The sequence below is a fragment of the Collinsella aerofaciens genome (assembly GCF_039062315.1).
GTDB classification, from domain to species: Bacteria; Actinomycetota; Coriobacteriia; order Coriobacteriales; family Coriobacteriaceae; genus Collinsella; species Collinsella aerofaciens_BG.
The window spans coordinates 24620-44095 of sequence record NZ_JBCJBG010000001.1; the positions used below are offsets into that span (position 1 = coordinate 24620).

At 64.3% G+C, this 19476-nt stretch carries 15 protein-coding genes and 1 tRNA gene; all 16 read right to left on the minus strand.

Going from position 1 to position 19476, the window contains the following annotated elements:
• Positions 1–88 precede the first annotated feature (88 nt).
• A complete protein-coding gene (locus ABCP74_RS00105; protein ID WP_343001209.1) occupies positions 89–2920 on the minus strand; it encodes a molybdopterin-dependent oxidoreductase in 2832 nt (943 codons plus the stop codon).
• Entirely contained in the window at positions 2920–3822 is a 903-nt protein-coding gene (locus tag ABCP74_RS00110) for an FAD binding domain-containing protein (RefSeq protein WP_343001210.1), read from the minus strand. Before ABCP74_RS00110 ends, ABCP74_RS00105 begins: the two co-directional genes overlap by 1 nt.
• A gap of 167 nt (positions 3823–3989) precedes the next feature.
• Entirely contained in the window at positions 3990–5345 is a 1356-nt protein-coding gene (gene gdhA / locus ABCP74_RS00115; protein ID WP_195239674.1) for an NADP-specific glutamate dehydrogenase, read from the minus strand.
• A gap of 257 nt (positions 5346–5602) precedes the next feature.
• The gene (locus ABCP74_RS00120) at positions 5603–5998 is read right to left on the minus strand and encodes a putative Se/S carrier protein (RefSeq protein WP_343001211.1); all 396 of its coding nucleotides are present in this window, start codon (positions 5996–5998) and stop codon (positions 5603–5605) included.
• A gap of 15 nt (positions 5999–6013) precedes the next feature.
• Complete coding sequence (mobA, locus tag ABCP74_RS00125) at positions 6014–6646, minus strand: molybdenum cofactor guanylyltransferase (protein ID WP_343001212.1); 633 nt, start codon at positions 6644–6646, stop codon at positions 6014–6016.
• Between the two features lie 154 nt (positions 6647–6800).
• Positions 6801–6897: transfer RNA gene (locus ABCP74_RS00130), tRNA-Sec, on the minus strand.
• A 36-nt stretch (positions 6898–6933) separates the two neighbouring features.
• Entirely contained in the window at positions 6934–8901 is a 1968-nt protein-coding gene (gene selB, locus ABCP74_RS00135) for a selenocysteine-specific translation elongation factor (RefSeq protein ID WP_343001213.1), read from the minus strand.
• The gene (selA, locus tag ABCP74_RS00140; RefSeq protein ID WP_343001214.1) at positions 8898–10355 is read right to left on the minus strand and encodes an L-seryl-tRNA(Sec) selenium transferase; all 1458 of its coding nucleotides are present in this window, start codon (positions 10353–10355) and stop codon (positions 8898–8900) included. Before selA ends, selB begins: the two co-directional genes overlap by 4 nt.
• A gap of 76 nt (positions 10356–10431) precedes the next feature.
• Positions 10432–12549, minus strand: coding sequence for a molybdopterin-containing oxidoreductase family protein (locus ABCP74_RS00145; protein ID WP_343001215.1), 2118 nt, complete (start codon positions 12547–12549; stop codon positions 10432–10434).
• Between the two features lie 122 nt (positions 12550–12671).
• Entirely contained in the window at positions 12672–13511 is an 840-nt protein-coding gene (locus ABCP74_RS00150; protein ID WP_343001216.1) for a formate/nitrite transporter family protein, read from the minus strand.
• 39 nt (positions 13512–13550) lie between these two features.
• Positions 13551–14054, minus strand: a complete 504-nt coding sequence (gene hycI / locus ABCP74_RS00155) for a hydrogenase maturation peptidase HycI (RefSeq protein ID WP_343001217.1) — start codon at positions 14052–14054, stop codon at positions 13551–13553.
• A complete protein-coding gene (locus ABCP74_RS00160) occupies positions 14054–14635 on the minus strand; it encodes a formate hydrogenlyase maturation HycH family protein (protein ID WP_343001218.1) in 582 nt (193 codons plus the stop codon). The genes hycI and ABCP74_RS00160 overlap by 1 nt, the downstream gene beginning before the upstream one ends.
• Positions 14636–15418: an NADH-quinone oxidoreductase subunit B family protein gene (locus ABCP74_RS00165; RefSeq protein ID WP_022095195.1), complete on the minus strand. Its 783-nt coding sequence runs from the start codon at positions 15416–15418 to the stop codon at positions 14636–14638. It abuts the gene before it with no gap.
• A 2-nt stretch (positions 15419–15420) separates the two neighbouring features.
• Entirely contained in the window at positions 15421–16137 is a 717-nt protein-coding gene (locus tag ABCP74_RS00170; protein WP_124786290.1) for a formate hydrogenlyase complex iron-sulfur subunit, read from the minus strand.
• A 1-nt stretch (position 16138) separates the two neighbouring features.
• Complete coding sequence (locus tag ABCP74_RS00175) at positions 16139–17911, minus strand: hydrogenase large subunit (protein ID WP_196031942.1); 1773 nt, start codon at positions 17909–17911, stop codon at positions 16139–16141.
• A 3-nt stretch (positions 17912–17914) separates the two neighbouring features.
• Positions 17915–19474, minus strand: coding sequence for a hydrogenase 4 subunit F (locus ABCP74_RS00180; protein WP_343001219.1), 1560 nt, complete (start codon positions 19472–19474; stop codon positions 17915–17917).
• Between the last annotated feature and the right edge of the window lie 2 nt (positions 19475–19476).

Consider the following 19476-nt stretch of genomic DNA (forward strand, 5'->3'; position numbering starts at 1 on the left):
ACCTTTTACAGGCTCACGACCTCACCACGAGTGCGAAAGGCGAGACGAGTTGCCCCGCCCCGCCCATTACGAATTGTTCGCCGAGCCGCTACTCCCCCAGCAGGGCCTTCTCGGGCGTGATGGGCAGCGAGCGAACCTGATGGCCGGTGGCGTGCGCCACGGCCGAGGCCACGGCGGCGAGCGGCGTGTTGATGACGACCTCGCCGATCGACTTGGCGCCAAACGGGCCCGTCGGCTCGTAACTCGGCTCAAAGGCCACGCGAATGCTACCGATATCCAGGCGCGTGGGCAGCTTGTAGCTCATAAAGTTGCCGGTGCGCAGACGGCCGCGCTCATCGTGCTCGACGATCTCGTAGAGCGCGTGGCCGATACCCTGGGCAATGCCGCCCTCGGCCTGGACGCGCGCGAGCGCCTCATTGATCACGGTGCCGCAGTCGACGGCCGCCGCGTAGTCCACCACGGTCACCTTGCCGGTGGCCTTGTCGACCTCGACCTCGGCAATGCCGGCCATAAACGGCGGAGGCGAAACGGGCAGGCAGGCAGAGGCATGCGAGGTGAGCGCGTCGCCGCCCGCGATGTTCTTGACGCACAGGTTGGCAAAGTCGCGCAGCGTGAGGTAGCGGTTCTGCTCGCGCGCGGCACGCTCGTCGGACAGGCGCACGTACTGGCCATCAAAGACCACGTCGACGGCGTCCACGTCCCACATCTGGGCGGCCTTGGCGCAAATCTTCTCGCGCAGCTCGGTCGCGGCGTTCTTGGCGGCAAGGCCCGTCACGTACGTACCCGAGCTCGCGTACGAGCCGGCGTCAAACGGCGACACATCGGTGTCCACGCCGCGCACCACGATAAGCGAGCTCTCCACGCCCAGCTCCTCGGCGGCAATCTGCGCCAGGATCGTGTCGACGCCCATGCCGTTATCGGTGGCGCCGGTACCGATGGTAATGAAGCCGTCCTCTTCCAAGCGCATGTCGATGCCGGCGATATCCACGTTGGAGATGCCCGAGCCCTGCATGGTGAGCGCGCAGCCGAGGGCGCGCACGCGGTCGCCCAGGTCGACGGCCAGCGGCTTGTCGCGCCAACCGATCATGTCCATCGCGCGCAGCAGGCAGCGGTCGAGCGCGCAGGCGTTGAGCTTCTCGTTGTAGTACTGCGGCATGATCTCGCCCTCGCGCACGATGTTCTTAAGGCGCAGGTCGGCGGGGTCCATGTGCAGCATGTCGGCGAGCTCGTTGACGGCGCTCTCCACGGCAAACTGGCCCTGGGTGGCACCGTAGCCGCGATACGCGCCGCCGCGGTTGGTGTTGGTGTAGACGGCGTCCCAGCTAAAGCGGCTCGCCTTCACATGGTTGTAGATGGGCAGGCTCTTGTGGCCCGAAAGGCCGATCGTCGTGGTGGCGTGCTCGCCGTACGCGCCGGCGTTAGACAGCGTGTGAAGATCGATGGCCGTGATGGTGCCGTCGTTCATGGCGCCCAGCTTGACGGTCATCTGCATCTGGTGGCGCGAGTTGCCCGCAGTGATGGTCTCCTCGCGGGTGTAGCAGCAATAGCTCGGACGGCCAGTCTGCTGGGTCACGAACGCCACGAAAATCTCGCAGCAGCCCGTCTGCTTGGAGCCAAAGCCGCCGCCGATGCGCGGCTTGATGACCTGCACCTGCGACTGCGGAATGTCGAGCGACTGCGCGACCATGCGGCGCACATGGAAGGGCACCTGCGTGGAGGTGGTCACCGAGATGCGGCCGAACGCGTCGGTCGTCGCGAAGGCGCGGAAGGTTTCCATGGGCGCGGTCTGCGTGGCCTGGCTGGTGTAGGTGCGCTCAAAGACGATGTCGCTCTGGGCGAAGGCCTCGTCCAAGTCACCAAAGTCGCTCGTGCCGCTGCACACCAGGTTGCGCGAAACATCGCCGCCCTGCGGGAACATAAAGGTCACGTCGCCCTCGGGGTGGACCACGATGTCGTTATCGAGTGCCTGGGTAAAGTCGAGCAGCGGCTCGAGCACCTCATAGTCAACCTTGATGAGCTTAAGCGCCTTGTCGGCGGCTTCCTCGGTTTCGGCGGCGACAATCGCCACCTCCTCGTTTTGGTAGCGCACGAGGTTCTCGAGGATCAGGCGGTCGTAGGGACTCGGCTGCGGATAGCTCTGACCGGCGATGGTAAAGCGGCGCTTGGGCACGTCCTCGTAGGTGTAGACGCCCACGACGCCCGGCACCTTCAGGGCGCGCGAGGTGTCGATGGAGCGGATCTTGGCGCGGGCATAGGGGCTGCGCTTGAGTTTGACGATGAGCGCGCCGGCGGGCACCATATCGCCCGTGTAGACGGGACGGCCCTCGAGCAGGGCCTTCGAATCCTTCTTGGGCTGCTTGTGGGTGATCTGCTTGTAGGTGACGCCATCGCAGCTGGTATCGTTGACCGGCAGCTCGGGCATCTCAAAGCCCACCTGTACGCCCGATTCGTTGAGGAAGCGGACGATGGCGCGCAGCTGGCTCTCGTAGCCGCTGCAGCGGCAGAGGTTGCCGGCGAGCTGGCGCGACAGCTCCTCGCGCGTGGCGACGAGGCTCGGGTCCTCCTTGGCGGCGCGGGCAAGCGCCAGCACGTTCATGATAAGACCGGGGGCGCAAAAACCGCACTGCTCGGCACCTTCGGCAGCCATGGCGCGGGCAAGCGCCTCGGACTCGACCTTGAGGCCCTCGAGCGTGGTGACGGTATGTCCCTCAACACGGGCGGCGGGAACTGAGCAGCTCAGCACCGGGTCGCCGTCGAGCCACACCGTACACAGGCCGCAGTTGGTGGTCTCGCAGGCGCAGCGCACCGACGCGCAGCCCTGCTCGCGCAGCAGCGCAAAGAGCATGGTGTCGGGGGCAATCTGAACCTTGACCTTGCGGCCGTTGAGCGTAAAGGAAAGATCGATGAGTTTGGCAGCCATTAGCGCACCTCGCTAGAATCGACGCCGGGCACGCGGCGGCAGGAATACTCGTCCGTGGCGAACTTAGGGATCTGCACGGTCTCGAGCTCGCGGGCAAGCGCGGCCGAAAGCTCGATGCCGGCGGCGCGGCGCACAGCCTGCACGGCAAGCGGCGCCGAGATGCGACGGCGGTACTCGGCCGAGCCCCACAGGTTGGTGCCGTAGCTCAGGGCACGCACGGATGCGGCAAGGGCGCGAAGCTCGTCCTCGGAAGGCTGCTCGTTCACCAGGCCGCACGCCTCGCCCTGCAGCAGGGTCGCGCGCAGCGGACGGGCGCCCACGGTGACATGCCAGGTGTTGTCCCACCAGGCAGCGGTGACGTTGAGCGAGGGGAAGTCGGTCGCGGCCTTGCGCACGGCCTCATAGCTCGCGCGGTAGTCGTGCTTAACGACCACGACGTGCTCGATCACGTCGCGCACGTAGCCCATGTCCACGAACTCGGCGAGCGGCACGCGGCCGGCGCCCGTCAGCTCAACATAGGAATCGAGCGCGAGAAAGGCGGAGAGAACGTCCGAGAAGCCAAAGCGGCCGTAGATGCTTCCGCCAACCGTGGCGGTATTGCGCAGCTGCACGCCCACGATATCGTGGACGGCAAACTCAAAGACATTGTTGACAAGCGCGTTGAGCCCGGCATGACGCTCGAGCTGGCGCAGGGTACACATGGCACCGATGCGAAACTCGGTCTCGGTCTCCTCGATCTGATCGAGTCCGCAGGCCGAAAGGTCAATCGCCGTCGCCACACGACGCGAACCCAGGCGCATCCAGATGCCGCCGCCCACAATCTTGTTGTTGCGGTTCTTCTGTAAGAGCTCATAGGCTTCGGCCGCGTTTCCAACACGGACGTAGGTACCGAACTTGAGCACGTTCTCCCCCATCTCTTCACTTGTCCAGTACCTTTAAGTGTACCAAACGAGGGGGCATAGCTCGTGTCGGGACAAAATGAACCGTTTTCCTCCGTCGCATGCGGATCAAAAAAGGCTCCCAGCCAAGATGACTGGAAGCCTTCTGCGATGCTATATCGAGCGAAGATTTAGCAGACGCCCTGGGCGAGCATGGCGTCGGCAACCTTCAGGAAGCCGGCGATGTTGGCGCCCATGACAAAGTTGCCCTCCTGGCCATACTCCTTGGCGGTGTCGTCCACGTTGTGGAACATGCCGCGCATGAGCTGCTCGAGCTTGCCGTCGACCTCCTCGAAGGTCCAGGACAGGTGCTCGGCGTTCTGGCTCATCTCCAGGCCGGACACGAGCACGCCGCCGGCGTTAGCAGCCTTACCGGGCATGAAGGCGACGCCGTTCTCCTGGAAGTAGGTCGTGGCCTCGATGGTCGTGGGCATGTTCGCGCCCTCGCCGACCACCTTGCAGCCGTTGGCGACGAGCGCCTGGGCGTCCTCGAGCAGCAGCGTGTTCTCGCGAGCGCAGGGCAGCGCGATGTCGCAGGGCAGCTGCCACACGCCGCGGCCGTCGCCCTCGTGCCACACGGCGTTGGGCTTCTCGTCAACGTACATGGCGAGCGTGACGCCCTTGTCGTGGCCGGAGCGCTTCTTGTTGTAGACATGCTCGAGCACAGTGTAGTCGATGCCGTCGGGATCCTCGACCCAGCCATGGGTGTCGGAGCAGGCCAGCACCTTGCCGCCGAGCTGGGAGACCTTCTGGACCGCGTAGATGGCGACGTTACCGGAGCCGTGAACGACGACGTTCTTGCCCTCGAAGGAGTCGCCGCGGCTCTTGAGGTACTCGTCCACAAAGTAGACCAGACCGTAACCGGTGGCCTCGGTACGGGCGAGCGAACCGCCAAAGGAGAGGCCCTTGCCAGTGAGGACGCCGGTCCACTCGTTGGTCAGGCGCTTGTACTGACCGAACAGGTAGGCAACCTCGCGGCCGCCAACGCCCAGGTCGCCGGCGGGAACGTCGGTGTTGGGGCCGATGTGGCGATAGAGCTCGGTCATGAAGGACTGGCAGAAGTGCATGATCTCGTTGTTGGACTTGCCCTTGGGGTCAAAGTCGGAACCGCCCTTGCCGCCGCCCATGGGAAGGGTGGTCAGGCTGTTCTTGAGGATCTGCTCCAGGCCCAGGAACTTGAGCATGCCCAGGGTGACCGTCGGGTTAAAGCGCAGGCCGCCCTTGTAGGGTCCAATGGCAGAGTTGAACTCGACGCGGTAACCGCGGTTGACCTGGACCTTGCCCTGGTCGTCGACCCAGGGGACACGGAACATGACGATACGCTCGGGCTCGACGAGGCGCTCCAGCAGGGCGGCCTCCTCGTACTCGGGGTGGGCGTCGAGCGCCGGCTGGATGGTGCCGAGGATCTCGGTCGCGGCCTGGATGAACTCAGGCTGCTCGGGATAGCGGGCCTTGAGCTCTTCGAGAACTTTCTGCGTGTAGCTCATGCTTCCTCCAATGATGGGAAACGAAAAGTGTCGGTCGCGGCACCCCATGCGCCGCGAGCTTTATCGTGTATGGATAATATCGCACTGTTGCGGGAAAGTTTCGCATAAGCCGACGAGCAGATGTTTCGTTTTGATTACGATGCAGGTAGAGGCGTTTTTGAGTGCCTGACATGCAAAACCCGTGTTTCAAACCTGTTTCGTCCACGTGTTCCAAGCCACCACATTGGGGACAGGCACCTTTGTGGTGATGTTGGTGGTTAGAGGACGAGCTGATGGTAGTCGGCGGGGGTTATGCGGCCTTCGGTGGCAGCGCGGAAGGCGGCGAGTGCATCGCCCGAGAACGGCATGGCCCAGCACAGGCCGCAACCTGCGGTAATGGAGCCGGGCAGCGGCATGATGCGCCCGGGCACGCCGGCGGCAATACACAGCTGTTCGCATTCCATCACATCGAAGGTGCTGTCGAACGAAACGATGATTTTGCGTTCGCGATCGGGGGCATCGCCGAACGAGGCCTCGCGGTGTGACTCGCGATACGCAGCCGCCGCTGCCTCTTCCTCGGCCGTATGTCCACAGCCGCCACAGCCGCAGGTGCAAGGCTCGGACCCGTCGCAAGTGCAAGGTTCTCCCGTGTCGGGACAAATATCGTGAGACATGGCAACTCCAATCGTCTAGGCGAGTAACTCGGCCGCCGCAAACTCCTCGGGCGTATTGACGTTTTCGAAGCAGAGCGTCGAGCCGGCGACCGCGACAATCTGAGGCTCGTCCAAATACCCGGCGTTCACCCGGTCGATCAGGCAGCGGATTCGCTGACGGTCACCGGCGAGCAGCTCTTGGGCAACCGGCGCACACGCGTCACGGCGCCAGACGGCGCAAAGCGGCTCAATCCCCCGCTCCTCGCGCGGCACGCACACATCGAGCGCCTCGGCCTCAACATGATCGGCAAGCACGCCGATGAGTTCCGGCGAGACAAACGGCATATCGCAGGCGACAATCGCCACGAGCGGCAATCGGGCCGCGGTCAACGAGCTCGCGATGCCGCGCATGGCGCCCGCCGGCCCCTCAAGGTCCGACACTATTCGCGGCACCAGGCCGCCAAACGCGCGCTCCCTAAGGTAGGCAAGCTCGCTGGGACGCGAAGTCGTCACGACCAACTCGCCGGCAACTGGCGCCAGCCGACCCAGCACGCGTTCGATGAGCGGCTCGCCGCAAAACGCCATGCGCGCCTTATCGCAGCCCATGCGCGAGGACAGACCGCCCGCTTGGACGACACAAGAAAGATCGGCGCGTCTTACGGTAGTCATACGGCAAAACACCTCCATCGGCATGCTCGAAACCCGGTGCACGAAGCTAAATACAGCCGCCGAAATAGCGGCGCTACGAAAAGCTCGTGCAAAAACAAAACAGCGCCTTTGCGGCACGCAGCAAGACCGCGAGCACAAAAGCGCTGGTAGCGTATGGCGGGAACGTATGTGAATCGAACACATCCAAGACGTTTTGCACGCCTCGCAACGGTTTTGAGGACCGCGGAGCCCACCGGAGCCCATCCGTTCCCAAGTGCGGCGGTATTTTACCAAACCGAGAAACCAATCTAGCGCAGGGAGCGCAGGCCGCCGGCATTCTTGTCGAGCACCGTAAAGCGCACGGCATCCAGGTGCTCCAAGATGCTGATGGCGCGTTTGCGCGACACGCCCAGGGCCTCGCGCAGCACGCTCGTGGTGGCAGCGCCGCCGGCCGCCTCAATGGCGGCGGCAACGAGTTCGCGCGCATGGGCCTCGGCGGCAGCGGACAGGGCAACATCGCGCTCGACCTTCACGATCGAGCGGTTGAGCGAAAGCTCGCGCAGGGCACGCGTCATGGTGTCGCGATCGAGCTGCAGCTGCTCGCCCACCTCGGGCAACGTCGGTGCATCGAGGCCAGCTTCGTCCAGCAAGGCAACGATACGTTCGCAAGCCTCTCGCACCACGCGTGCCGCCGCGGCGGCCGAATGCGGATCGAATACCTCAGCGCCCTCGGCGGCGCACACGCCACGCGAACAGCCCTCGGCAATCAGAGCCGCGGCAACGCCTTCATCAGCGGCAGGCCACGCAGCATGGGCAACGGCGCCGGGCGTAAAGCCCGTCTCCTTGGGAGCCGCCGCGTGCATGGCTGACAGGGTCGCCGCCAGTGCATCCATCGCAGCGTCGAGCACGGAAGCATCTGCATACAGCGAACCATCCGAGCCAGCAAGCGCGCAAGCAGCGCCCTTCGCCACCAAATCGCGCAACGCCGCCTCAGCCTCACCGGGAACAAGATCGAGCGCCGCGGCAACATCAGCCGCCGTAACCGGCAGCATCTGCAGCGCCAGCCAAGCGCCCACACCGCCCGCGGTATCGCCGGACTCAAGCGCCGCAAACAGTGCGCGCTCGCCGGCAGAAAGCTCGCGCGAGCGACGGCAGCGCGAAAGCAGCACGCGCCCGCCGCCAATAAGCATAACGGGCGAATACGACAGCACCACGGCATGGTCTCCGGCACACAGCGGCAACGGGTCCTCCAGGCGCACCTGCACGGTACGGGTCTCGCCCACCGCCATGGGGGCCTCGCCCTCCAAAAGCATGATGCGGCCGACGACCTCGGCCGTGCCGGCCAACACATGCACACGCGCGCCCGACTCGAGCACGCGCGGCTTGGTGCCCTCGCGGCCCAGGTAGGTGAACGTCATCATAAAGCGCAACGTCTGGCCAAAGCGGTCCGCCACGCCCAGCATCTCGCCACGGTCAAGCGCCGCGACACCGTCACCAACTAGGTTGAGCGCCACACGCTGACCAGGCAGCGCGCGCGGCGTATCGCCATGCACCTGAATCCCGCGCACGCGACAGACCGTACGCGACGGCAAAGCCATTAGCTCGTCGCCCACCGCAACCGGCGCATCGTGCAGCGTTCCCGTTACGACAGTGCCGACGCCCTTAATCGTAAAGCAGCGGTCAATCGGCAGGCGCGGCGCGGCATCGGTGCGCTCGGCACGGTCGCGGCAGGCATCCCAGCAGGCACTTACCTGCTCGTCGAGCACCGCAAGCAGCCCGTCGATCCCCTCGCCCGTCTTAGACGACACGGGCACAATCGGCGCGCCCGCAAACACGGTACCCGACAAAAAGTCATCGACATCGAGCTCGGCAAGCTCGGTCATCTCGGCATCGGCAAGGTCGCACATCGTCAGCGCGACCACCATATGCGTAACGCCCAGCAGCTCCAGCACATGCACGTGCTCGCGGGTCTGCGGCATCACGCCCTCGACGGCAGAGACCACCAACACGGCAACATCAATGCCCGTGGCACCCTGCACCATGGCGCGCAGGTAATGCGCGTGGCCCGGCACGTCGACCAGGCCGACGATCTTGCCGCTCGGCAGCGCCAGCTCGCCAAAGCCAAGCTCCACCGTCATGCCGCGACGACGCTCGACCTCAAGGCGATCGGGATTCTTGCCGGTCAGTGCCTCGATCAGTGCCGACTTACCGTGGTCGACGTGGCCCGCCGTGCCAACGATAACGGGACACTCCACCAACGCCTGAACCTCACTCATCGAGCAATCGCCTTCTCAACGCACGCGGCGAGCGTCGATGCCGCCGTCTCGATATCGCGGTCACCCACGAGTGTGCGCACGTCAAACAGGACGCGATCGTGCGAGGCGCGCGTGACGACCGGCGTGTCGAAATCTTGGACGAGCGAGCGCTTGAGTGCGTCAACGGAAAGACGCTCATCGACGAGGCGCACGGCAACGCACATGGTGGGCAGCTCCACGGTAGGCAGCGAGCCGCCACCAGGGGTCGACGATTCCTCGACGATCTCCACCTGAACGGCACACGGGTAGCCAGCCTTATCGAGCCCGGCGACCATACGATCGCGCAGCTTGCGGGCACGTCGCTCCAAATGGGCCTGCGGCAGCGTAAGCATGCTGAGCACCGGAATATCGCGATGGGCAACATCGGCGCCGTCCATGTAGATACGCAGCGTGGCCTCGAGCGCCGTCAGCGCGAGCTTGCCCGGACGCAGGGCGCGCATAAGCGGATGTGACCCACAGGCCTGGACCAGATTGCGACGGCCCATGATAATGCCCGCTTGTGCGGCACCGAGCAGTTTATCGCCCGAGCACGACACCAGATCGAGCCCCGCCGCAACCGAAGCCGGCGTAGGCTCCTCGCCGCCGCGCACCAGGATGTCATCGGGCAACAGCGCGCCCGAACCCTGGTCCTCGTAGAACAGCAGACCATGCTTGTGGGCCAGGGCGGCGAGCTCCCTTGAGCTCACTTCCTCGTGAAAACCCTCGATGCGATAGTTGGAAGGATGGACCTTAAGGATCATGGCCGTTTCGGGCGTGATGGCGCGCTCGTAGTCGCCCAGGTGCGTGCGGTTGGTGGCGCCGACCTCGACGAGTTTGGCGCCCGAAGCCGCCATGACATCGGGGATGCGGAAGCTGCCGCCGATCTCGACAAGCTCGCCGCGGCTGACGATGACCTCTTTGCCTGCGGCATGGGTCGCCAGCACCAGCAGCACCGCGGCGGCGTTGTTGTTAACGACCAGCGCGTCCTCGGCACCGGTAAGCGAGCGGATCAGTTGCGCCACATGTTCCTTGCGCGACCCGCGCGAACAAGTGTCCACACTGTACTCGAGCGTGCTGTACCCGCGCGCAACCTCGGCCACGGCCTTGGCGACCGACTCCGCGAGCGGGGCGCGGCCCAAGTTGGTATGGATGACCACACCCGTGGCATTAACTGCTGGGCGCAGGCTCGGCAGCGCAGAGCGATGCGCACGCCACTCGATGGCCGAGGCCAGGTCGCGCTTGGAACGCGGGGCGGCACCGGCACGAATCGCAGCGCGCTCCTCGTCGAGCTCGGCCGTCACGGCAGCATGGACCACCGCGTCGCAGGTCTCCCCCGCCGCCTTCACCACCGGCCACTCGGCAAGCAGCTCGTTGACGGAAGGAATAGCGCGAAGGCGGGCGCGTACCTCATCGGACATGTTCTGGCTATCGCTCATGTGCGGCCTTTCAAAACCAAAGGTGAATCAATCGTTCGAACGTCAAACTATCAGCCAATTCGATCGGCTGAGTCAATCAATCGCTATTATCCTCGCGCGCCGCGATCTTTTCCACGCGAACGGCGTTTTCCTGAGTGAGCGCGGCGCCCGTCAACGGGTCCCAACGCAACGGTGTATGGTCGAGCGGGCCCACGCCCAAGGCTTGGGCGCCATCCGCGCCGGCGCCAAACGAACGACCACCGGGAGCAGCCGACGTAAAGATGCACGCCGGATGCAGATACGGCGTCGTCTCCACGCGCACGCGGTCGCGGCCCATTTCGCTCACGAGTTCGACGACCTCGCCGTCGGCGATGCCCATGTGCGCAGCAGCATCGGCATTCATCTGCACGGCGTCCAAGTCCGACCCCGCCTCGGCGGCACCGGCCGCCGCAAGCCTGCGCGAGGTATGCGACTCAAAGGGCCGGTTACCGCTAATGAGGCGAAACATCCCCAGGCCGGGCTCCACCATGGGCGCGACCCAACCGGGAACGCGGCCCAGGCCGGCTCGTTCCCATACGTCGCTTGCCAGCGCAATTTTGCCGCCATCCAAGGGAATCGCCGGCTCGCCCGTACGCGACGGCAACGCAACACCCGTGTCGGCCCAGCCGCGTTCCTTGAGCTCGTCCAGATCGATCCCAAAAGGCGCCACCTGGGCAGCCGCCAGATCGTCAGACGTAAACTGGAAATACTCGCCCACGCCACACGCCTGCGCCAGACCGGCAAAAATCTCCCGACCGGGACGTGTGCCGTCATGCTGCACGGGCAGCACGGCGTTGCGGTAGAACACGCGCGCATCGTTGGCGCCCGCCACCGTTCCCACGCCGCGGTCGACCTCCAGATACGTCACATCGGGCAGCACGAAGTCAGAAGCACGCGCCGTCTCGGACCAGCGAATATCAATCGTCACGAGCAAGTCGAGCTGCTGCAAAATACCCAACCAAGCCTGCGCATTGCCATAGCCCGCACCGGGGTTACTGGCATAGACGATGAGCCCACGCAAATCGCCGGCAAGAATCGACTGGCCGATGGTCGTGCACAGACCGCGCTCGGGGTCGACGAGCGGATAGCGTTCGGACCCCAACTTGGGCTCACGTGGCATCGACGGCGTCGCGAAACGCGCAGGGTCCAAATCGCCCAACGCAAGCGGTGTGGGCGGGTTGAGGGCACCGCCCGCATGTCCGATGCAGCCCAGCAGCACATCGACCAAACAGATAGCGCGCGCCGTCTGCGTACTGTTGGCATACGCGATACCGATGCCGCCATGAAAGCCCTCATCCACCACGGCGGCAGGCGCGGCGGCAGCCAGATCGCGCGCCGTGGCGACAATCTCTTCGGCCGGCACGTCGGACATCGACTCAGCCCACTCGGGCATCCAAGCACTGGCCGCCTGCGCCAGCTCATCAAAGCCCGTGGTATAGCGGGCAACGAACTCGTGATCGTACAGACCCTCGGCAATCAACACGTGTGCGATACCCAGCAGCAACGCCAGATCGCATCCGGGACGCACGCGGAGCCAGCGATCGGCAATAGCAGCCGAACCGCTGCGCCGAGGGTCAACCACGATGATTTTCGCCCCACGCCGGCGCGCGTCGTTGAGCGCATCGACCGACCCCATCGACGACGAATCCACCAAGGAACGCCCCAGGTACATGATGCAGTCGGTATGCGCAAGGTCGGAGGCGGGACTATAGCCCAGGCTGTGCTCCCAACCGGTAAGTCGGCTTACCTCGCAGGCACCGTCGGCACCGTACACGTTGGGCGAGCCCAGCGCATGCATAAAACGATAGGCCCAGTAGCGGTCGAACGAGGGCACGCCGAGTGTCATGCCCAGCGCACGAGGCCCGCGCTCGTCAACAATCCCCAAAAGGCGCTCGGCAATCTGGGCAAACGCCTCATCCCAGGAAATCGCATCAAACCCCGAGCCATCAGCTCGGCGGCGCATGGGATGCAAAATCCGGTCGCGCTCGTCAAACGGCATGTCCAGGCGATGCCGCCCGCGGGCGCACAGGGCACGCGCCGCGCACGGGTGCCCCGGCACCGGCAACTCGGCCACCACGCGACCGTCCTCAACGCGTGCCGCAAAGGCGCAATCGGCATAGCATCCCCCGCATGTAGTCACCACGGCGCGACCATCACGCTTCACAGCAGATGCCATCTCGATTACCCCTTTCATCAGCCAAACACAGCAGGCCAAAAGCCCGGCAACGAGTCCCGGACCCAAAAAGCCTCCCGCACGGCAACGCCCCGCGGGAGGCCCAACGTCAAACAGACGATACCTTACGCCTCGGACTTCTTGGCGTAGATAAACCAGTAGCCGAGCGCGACCAGAACCGCGCCGCCCACGATGTTGCCCAGCGTGGCAGCGGACAGGTTAAACGCAATGCCCGCGGCGTTGAGCGCATCGGCGCCGGCGACCTTGGCACCGTAGCCGCATGCATGCATCACGGCGCCCATGGGCAAAAAGTACATGTTGGCGACGCAGTGCTCAAAACCGCAGGCCACAAAGGCGGCGATGGGCAGCAGAATGCCCACGACCTTATCGACCACGGTCTTGCCGGCGGTACCGATCCACACGGCCAGGCACACAAAGATGTTGCACAGGATGCCGCGGAAGAAGATCGTCACCCAGTCGACCGTCACCTTGCCGGCGGCGACGCTCACCATGGAATTGGCGACCGCCTCGCCGTTGAGCTTGTAAATGCCGGCCATGTACACCAAAAAGACGATGAACAGGGCGCCGACAAAATTACCGACCCATACGACGACCCAAGCCTTGAGCATCTGAGCCAGAGTGATCTTTTTGCTCTTGAGCGCGCAGACCATAAGCGAATTGCCCGTGAACAGCTCGGCGCCGCACACCAGCACCAGCACCAGGCCCAGGCAAAAGCACAGGCCGCCCACGACACGCTGAGCGCCCCAGCCCAGCGTGCTATCGCTCAAGAACACGGTAAAGAACAGGCCGCCGAAGGCAATGAACGCACCGGCGAACATCGCCAACAGAAAGGCCTTAGCGACCGGCAGGTTGGCCTTGGTCACGCCGGCGGCCTCGGTCTTGGCCTCGATCGCGGCGGGCGCCAGGCAATCGGGAGCGGGATATTCTGCCTTGGAATCTGCCATGTCAATCACTTCTTTCCTAATCAGCAGGGACAAGCGCTCCTATTGCTCTTGTCCCAAGCGGACAAAGTGGGAAAAGTCGTTGGCGGCCACGGCGTCGTACACGGCGTCGACGGCGTCAAAGACCTCCGGGGACATAGGGTTGTAAAACTCCGTATCGCCCGGCTGAATCCCTATGAAGACGATATCTTCGCACGATTGCTCGATTTCCTCGATCAGAATCGACAAAGGGAGCGAATGCGTGGTGAACATCGACTTGCGGGCCACATCGCGCTTGTCGAGCAAGCGGATGGACCCGACGGGCAGTGCCATGTCGGCGGCATCGACCAAGACTAGGCGAGGCGGACGCTCGCGCTTGACCTCGATGATGTCGTCCTCGGGCGTTTGCCCGCCGTCGATGGTGTACCAACCGGCAAGCGGCGCGTCCTCCATCTTTTTGGAGAGCACGGGGCCGGCAGCATCGTCGGCACGCAGCACGCTTCCCGCCGTGAGCACGATACCCGCAAACGGGGCGCCGTTCACACGACCATCCACAACGCGACCCATTACTGCAACCTCCCCGTCAGATACACGCCCGACACATCGCGCACGCGCTCCACCAGATCGCGGAACTTCATTAAGAATGCGACCTGCTGGGCATGCAGGCCAAAGTCGTCGTCGAACACCGAGATGCCGGCCTTGGCCGACCCGCGAAAACCGCGCTCGTCGAGCAGCGTGTCGCAGGCCTCGAGCAGCGACGGCACCGCTGCCTTGTCAAGCTGGCACTCGCCAAAGGAGCGGATGGCCTCGAACTTGGTTTTGGCCTCCCCCTCCGGCAACGCGTCGACGAGCGAATAGAACACATCCACCGGCACCGACAGGCGCGGCTCAAAGCAGTCGAGCACGCCGGTGTGGTGGCCCACGGCGAGCGTGTAGTACAGCACGTCGCAGGCCTCCTGGGGAACGTCTTCCTCGGTCTCCACAAACTTACGCGTGAGCTCGTAGAAGACCACCTGGTCGGGCGCGTGGTCCAGGCAGGGGTCGGCGACGCCCTCGGCGGCCTCGTCGCTTGCGCGTGAGGCATCGCCAAAGGAGCCGCCGAGCATGCCGGGACCCGCAAAGTAACCAGAGCGGTCCGTGAGCTCCATCTAGCGACCTCCGGCCAGCACCAGATCCTGCAGCGCCGAGTACACCTCGACGCGGCGTGGATCGTCCTGCTTGTCGATGAGCAGCGCCATGGCACCGCGGATATCGCCCTTGGGCGCGCCCTCGAGCGTATCCATGAACTCGTTGGCCAGGTCGCGGCCGTAACGATAGCCGCTCATGGCGCGAGCTTCGCGCTCGATGGCAACGCGCAGCTTGTACGGCACGCCGGGGTGCAGGATATCGGCCTGCTCGCCGGCGGCCTCCACCGTGGTCTCGGCATGGAGCTTTTGGTCCAGCAGACCGAGCGCCATGGCAAAGCCGTAGATGGTCTGCGCGGGGCTGGGCGGGCAGCCGGGGATGTAGACATCGACCGGCAAGATCTTGTCCGTGCCGCCCCAGACGCAGTAGTTGTCGTAGAAGATGCCGCCCGTGCAGCCGCACGCGCCATAGGACACCACGATCTTGGGATCGGGTGCGGCCTCAAAGGCGCGCAGGGCCGGCATGCGCATGGCACGCGTCACGGCGCCGGTGTACAGCAGCACATCGGCGTGACGGGGCGAGGGCACGACCTTGATGCCAAAGCGCTCGACGTCGAAGACGGGCGTGATGGAACCGAAGATCTCGATCTCGCAGCCGTTGCAGCCGCCGCAGTCAACACGGTAGACGTACACCGAGCGCTTGATCTTCTTAAGAAGGGTCGCCTTGGCCTTCTCGATGCTCTCGTCGAGCTCGATCTTGGTCGGGCGGTACTGAAGCCGCTCGGGCAAAAGCGTGGGTTCGGCCATGGTTACTCCTCCTTCGTATCAAAATCCATGATGATGCCCTCGACCGGCGCCGGACCGGCGGGAATCTCGGGCGCATCGGGGTTGAGCTCGCGGTCGATATACTCCGGGTTCACGCCGTGGCCGCCCAGGTACTCCATGCCGGGGCCCTGGGGCTCGCCGGACGCAAGCGTCTCGTTGGCAGCCATGCCGGCAGCGTTGCCGGTCTTTACGGCCGAAGCGGCGCGCAGGGCGTCGAGCTCGCGTTTGCACTCCTGGCACATACCGACGGTGCGGGCGGCCTGCTCGGCCTCCATGCCGCCGGCCTTTTGCAGCAGGCGCTTGGCGTAGTCGATCTCCTTGTGCGGGGCAAACGGCTTGCCGCAGCGCGAGCAGTGCTCGAGCGTATAGACGCTCTTGCTGGTGAGGTCGTCCTTACTCATGACGGCCAGCTCAAACTCCTCGGTGAGCTTGATGGCCTCCATGGGGCAGGCTTCCTCGCAACGACCGCAGAAGATGCAGCGACCGTAGTCGATCGACCAGGTGATGGTATCGGCCGCAAGGTCGGTGTCCATGCGAATGGCATCGGCCGGGCACGCCACGCCGCAGGCACCGCAGGCGATGCAGAGCTCGGCGTTGTGCTCGGGCTTGCCGCGCATGTCCTTGTTGGTGGGGAACGGCGCAAACGGGTACTTGACCGTCGCGTCGCCTGCCTTGGCGTTAACCTTCCAAAGCTTCAGCATATTAGAGCGCCTCCTCATCGAGCGGAGCGGCCATGGTGCCCTCGCCCGCAAGCGGCGACTTGTCGCGCCAGACGTTCTCGAACTGCTCCTTGTCGAGCACGTGGTCGCGCTTGGCAGCGACATCGGTCACCGTCACGCGGTCGGTGCAGGAGTAGCACGGGTCGAGCGATCCGACGATCAGCGCCGCGTCGCCCACGGTGTTGCCGCGGAACATGTAACGCAGGACCGGCCAGTTGCTGTACGTGGCCGCCTTGGCGCGCCAGCGGTAGCACTTCTGGTTATTACCGAGCATGGCCCAGTGCACGTCCTCGCCGCGCGGCGCCTCGGTGGCGCCGATAGCGTACTTGTGCGGGGTGTACTCCCAATCCGTGGTGAGGATGGGGCCCGACGGGCAGTTCTCGAGCATGGTCTCGATCATGTCGATCGAATCGTAGACTTCCTGGATGCGAACGGCGGTACGGCCGAAGGCATCGCAGGTGTCGGCCGTAGCGGCGTGCATCTTTTGGACGTCCGGATCGGCATAGCCATCGAAGGGATGGTCAAAGCGCACGTCGCGGGCATAGCCCGAGCCACGCATGAGCGGGCCAACCGGCGAGAAGTCGCGTGCGATCTTGCGGTCCAGAATGCCGATACCGCTCGTACGCTCGATAAAGTTGGGCGTGGAGAGCAAGACGTCGACGAGCTCCTGAACCTCGGAGCGCAGCTGATGGATGGTCGTGAGCGTGGAAAGCTTCTGCTCGGCCAAAATGTCGCGACGCACGCCGCCAATCACGTTGAGGCCGTAGGTCTTGCGGTGACCGGAGAGCTTCTCGGCCAGGTCCATGGACTTCTCGCGGACGCGGAAGAACTGCTGGAAGCCGGAGTCGAAGCCCGTGTAGTGCGACGCCAGGCCAATGTTGAGCAGATGCGAGTGCAGGCGCTCGACCTCGAGCATGATGGCGCGGATATACTGGGCGCGCGGCGGGACATGGATACCCTGGGCGCGCTCAACGGCCTCGGCGTAGGCCACCGAGTGGGCGCAGCCGCAGATGCCGCAGATGCGGTCGGCGAGGAAAGTCACGGCGTCATAGTTCAAGCGCGTCTCGGCGACCTTCTCCATGCCGCGGTGCACGTAGAACAGACGGTAGTCGGCGTCGACGATCGTCTCGCCCTCAACGAACAGGCGGAAGTGGCCGGGCTCGTCGGAGGTAATGTGCAACGGGCCCATGGGGACAAGCGTCGTCTCCTTGCCCTTGGTATCGGCCAAGAACTCGTAGTTTTCCATATCACTCGCGGGAGCGGGACGGAAGCGGTAGTCCATGGAGTCCTTGCGCAGCGGATACAGACCGCTGGGCCAATCGTCGGGCAGTACCAGGCGACGACGGTCGGGCAGGCCTTCGGGAATCAGGCCGAACATGTCGCGAAGCTCGCGCTCGCCCCACACGCAGGCGGGGACGAACGGCGTCACGGACGGGAACGTCATCTTGGCAGGATCGACCTCGGCGCGGACGGTCACCCAGCCGGGGTCCTCCCCCTCCATGGAGATGACGTAGTACACGGCATAGCGACCGCACAGGCTGCGCTCATCGTTGCCGATGATCACGGGAATCCAGCCGTAGCGCTCGTAGTACAGGTAGTGGACGGCCTCGGGCAGCTTGTCCTGCTTGACGGTAATCGTCAGCTGGTCCTCGCACTGCCACTCGACCTTCTCGATGCAGCCCGGAACGGCGCGGCGCAGGGCCTCGACATGGCTCTCGCAGCGACGGGCATACACCTTGTTCTCAGTTTCAATCATTCGTTACTCCACCTCGCTCTGAGCGGTCTCGGTACCGAACACAGCGCGGTACATCGGCGTCGCGTGAAGTTCCTCGGTGCTCTGCTCGAGCACGATGCCGGTCGCGGTCTCCACACCGTGCACGAGAGGCAGCGGGGTGGCGATGCCAAACCACAAGATCATGACAGCCAGGATGATTTCGGGGATAAGCATGAGCGCCGGGGCCTCATGCTTGCCCATGCCCTGGGGCGCATGGCCGAATACCGACTTGAGTGCGATGCGGGTGAGCGCGGAGATGGCCACGGTAAGACCGAGGGCGACCACGACGACCAGCCACATGGGACCGGCGGTAACACCGGCGACAAAAGTCAGGAACTCGGAGATAAACATGCCAAAGGGCGGGAAGGCACCAAGACCGAGCAGCGCCAGGACGGCGAGCGCGGCGGTTGCGGGGGCAACCTCGACGACGCCCTGGATCTTGGCCAGGCTACGCGTGCCAAAAGCGTGCTGGATGTTGCCGGACACGCAGAAGGCAAGCGTCTTGGTAAAGCCGTGGAACACGCAGTGCAGCAGGGCCGTGGCGATACCCAGCGGGCCACCGATACCCAGGCACAGGGCAATAACGCCCACGTTCTCCACAGACGAGTACGCAAAGCGGCGCTTGAGGTCGTCCTGGCGAAACATCGAAAGTGCCGCCACCAAAATGGACAGCGTTCCGACGATCAACAGCAAAAGTTGCGGATACTCGGCGCCCACGGCCTGGATGGTAAAGCCGTAGAAGCGCATGATCACAAGCATGGCGCACTTAAGCAGCACGCCCGAAAGCAGGGCCGAGACAGGGCTCGGGGCCTGGGAGTGGGCATCGGGCAGCCAAGTGTGCATGGGGAAAAGGCCGGCCTTGGTGCCAAAGCCGATCACGATAAACGCAAAGGCGAGGCGCATGAGCGTCGGGTCGAACTGGTCGGCATACGGCAGCACGCACGACAGGAACGCGGCCTCGTGGGCGTTGGGGATCACGTCGGCGGCATTGGCGTAGATCAGCAGCGTACCGAACAGGCCAAAGGCCACGCCGGCGGTGCAGACCATCGCATACTTCCAAGAAGCCTCGAGGGCCGTCTTGTTCTTGTAGATACCCACCAGGAACACGGTGGAAAGCGTGGTTGCCTCCACGGCGGCCCACGTGAGGATCATGTTGTTGGACAGGCACGCGAGCAGCATGGTGAACACAAACAGGCTAAACAGCGCAAAATACTGCTTGGCGCGCTCGGCGGGCATGGAGCCCTCCTCGATATCGGCCTTTACATAGGGAAGTGAGAACAGCCCGGTAAGAAAACCGATAAAGCCGATGAGCAGCACAAAGATGGCGCCCAGCGAATCGAGGTGGAACCACAGGCCAAGAGCGCTCGCGGTGTCGCCGCTCATAAGGACGTCACCGGCCGTCACAATCGACAGCACCAGGACGGCTGCGACGGAGACCAGGTTGAGACCGGCAAACACGTTATAGGACGTGTTCTTGGGCAAAAACGCCATGACCAGCGAGAACACCAAAGGAGTCGCGAGCAGGGCGAGAATCAACGTTTCCATGG

Bases quoted from the DNA above. Each gene is read 5' to 3' on its own strand.
- selA (WP_343001214.1), bottom strand. From the start codon at position 10,355: ATGAGCGATAGCCAGAACATGTCCGATGAGGTACGCGCCCGCCTTCGC.
- mobA (WP_343001212.1), bottom strand. From the start codon at position 6,646: ATGACTACCGTAAGACGCGCCGATCTTTCTTGTGTCGTCCAAGCGGGC.
- ABCP74_RS00165 (WP_022095195.1), bottom strand. From the start codon at position 15,418: ATGGCCGAACCCACGCTTTTGCCCGAGCGGCTTCAGTACCGCCCGACC.
- ABCP74_RS00145 (WP_343001215.1), bottom strand. From the start codon at position 12,549: ATGGCATCTGCTGTGAAGCGTGATGGTCGCGCCGTGGTGACTACATGC.
- ABCP74_RS00120 (WP_343001211.1), bottom strand. From the start codon at position 5,998: ATGTCTCACGATATTTGTCCCGACACGGGAGAACCTTGCACTTGCGAC.
- gdhA (WP_195239674.1), bottom strand. From the start codon at position 5,345: ATGAGCTACACGCAGAAAGTTCTCGAAGAGCTCAAGGCCCGCTATCCC.
- hycI (WP_343001217.1), bottom strand. From the start codon at position 14,054: ATGGGTCGCGTTGTGGATGGTCGTGTGAACGGCGCCCCGTTTGCGGGT.
- ABCP74_RS00180 (WP_343001219.1), bottom strand. From the start codon at position 19,474: ATGGAAACGTTGATTCTCGCCCTGCTCGCGACTCCTTTGGTGTTCTCG.
- ABCP74_RS00170 (WP_124786290.1), bottom strand. From the start codon at position 16,137: ATGCTGAAGCTTTGGAAGGTTAACGCCAAGGCAGGCGACGCGACGGTC.
- selB (WP_343001213.1), bottom strand. From the start codon at position 8,901: ATGAGTGAGGTTCAGGCGTTGGTGGAGTGTCCCGTTATCGTTGGCACG.
- ABCP74_RS00150 (WP_343001216.1), bottom strand. From the start codon at position 13,511: ATGGCAGATTCCAAGGCAGAATATCCCGCTCCCGATTGCCTGGCGCCC.
- ABCP74_RS00175 (WP_196031942.1), bottom strand. From the start codon at position 17,911: ATGATTGAAACTGAGAACAAGGTGTATGCCCGTCGCTGCGAGAGCCAT.
- ABCP74_RS00105 (WP_343001209.1), bottom strand. From the start codon at position 2,920: ATGGCTGCCAAACTCATCGATCTTTCCTTTACGCTCAACGGCCGCAAG.
- ABCP74_RS00160 (WP_343001218.1), bottom strand. From the start codon at position 14,635: ATGGAGCTCACGGACCGCTCTGGTTACTTTGCGGGTCCCGGCATGCTC.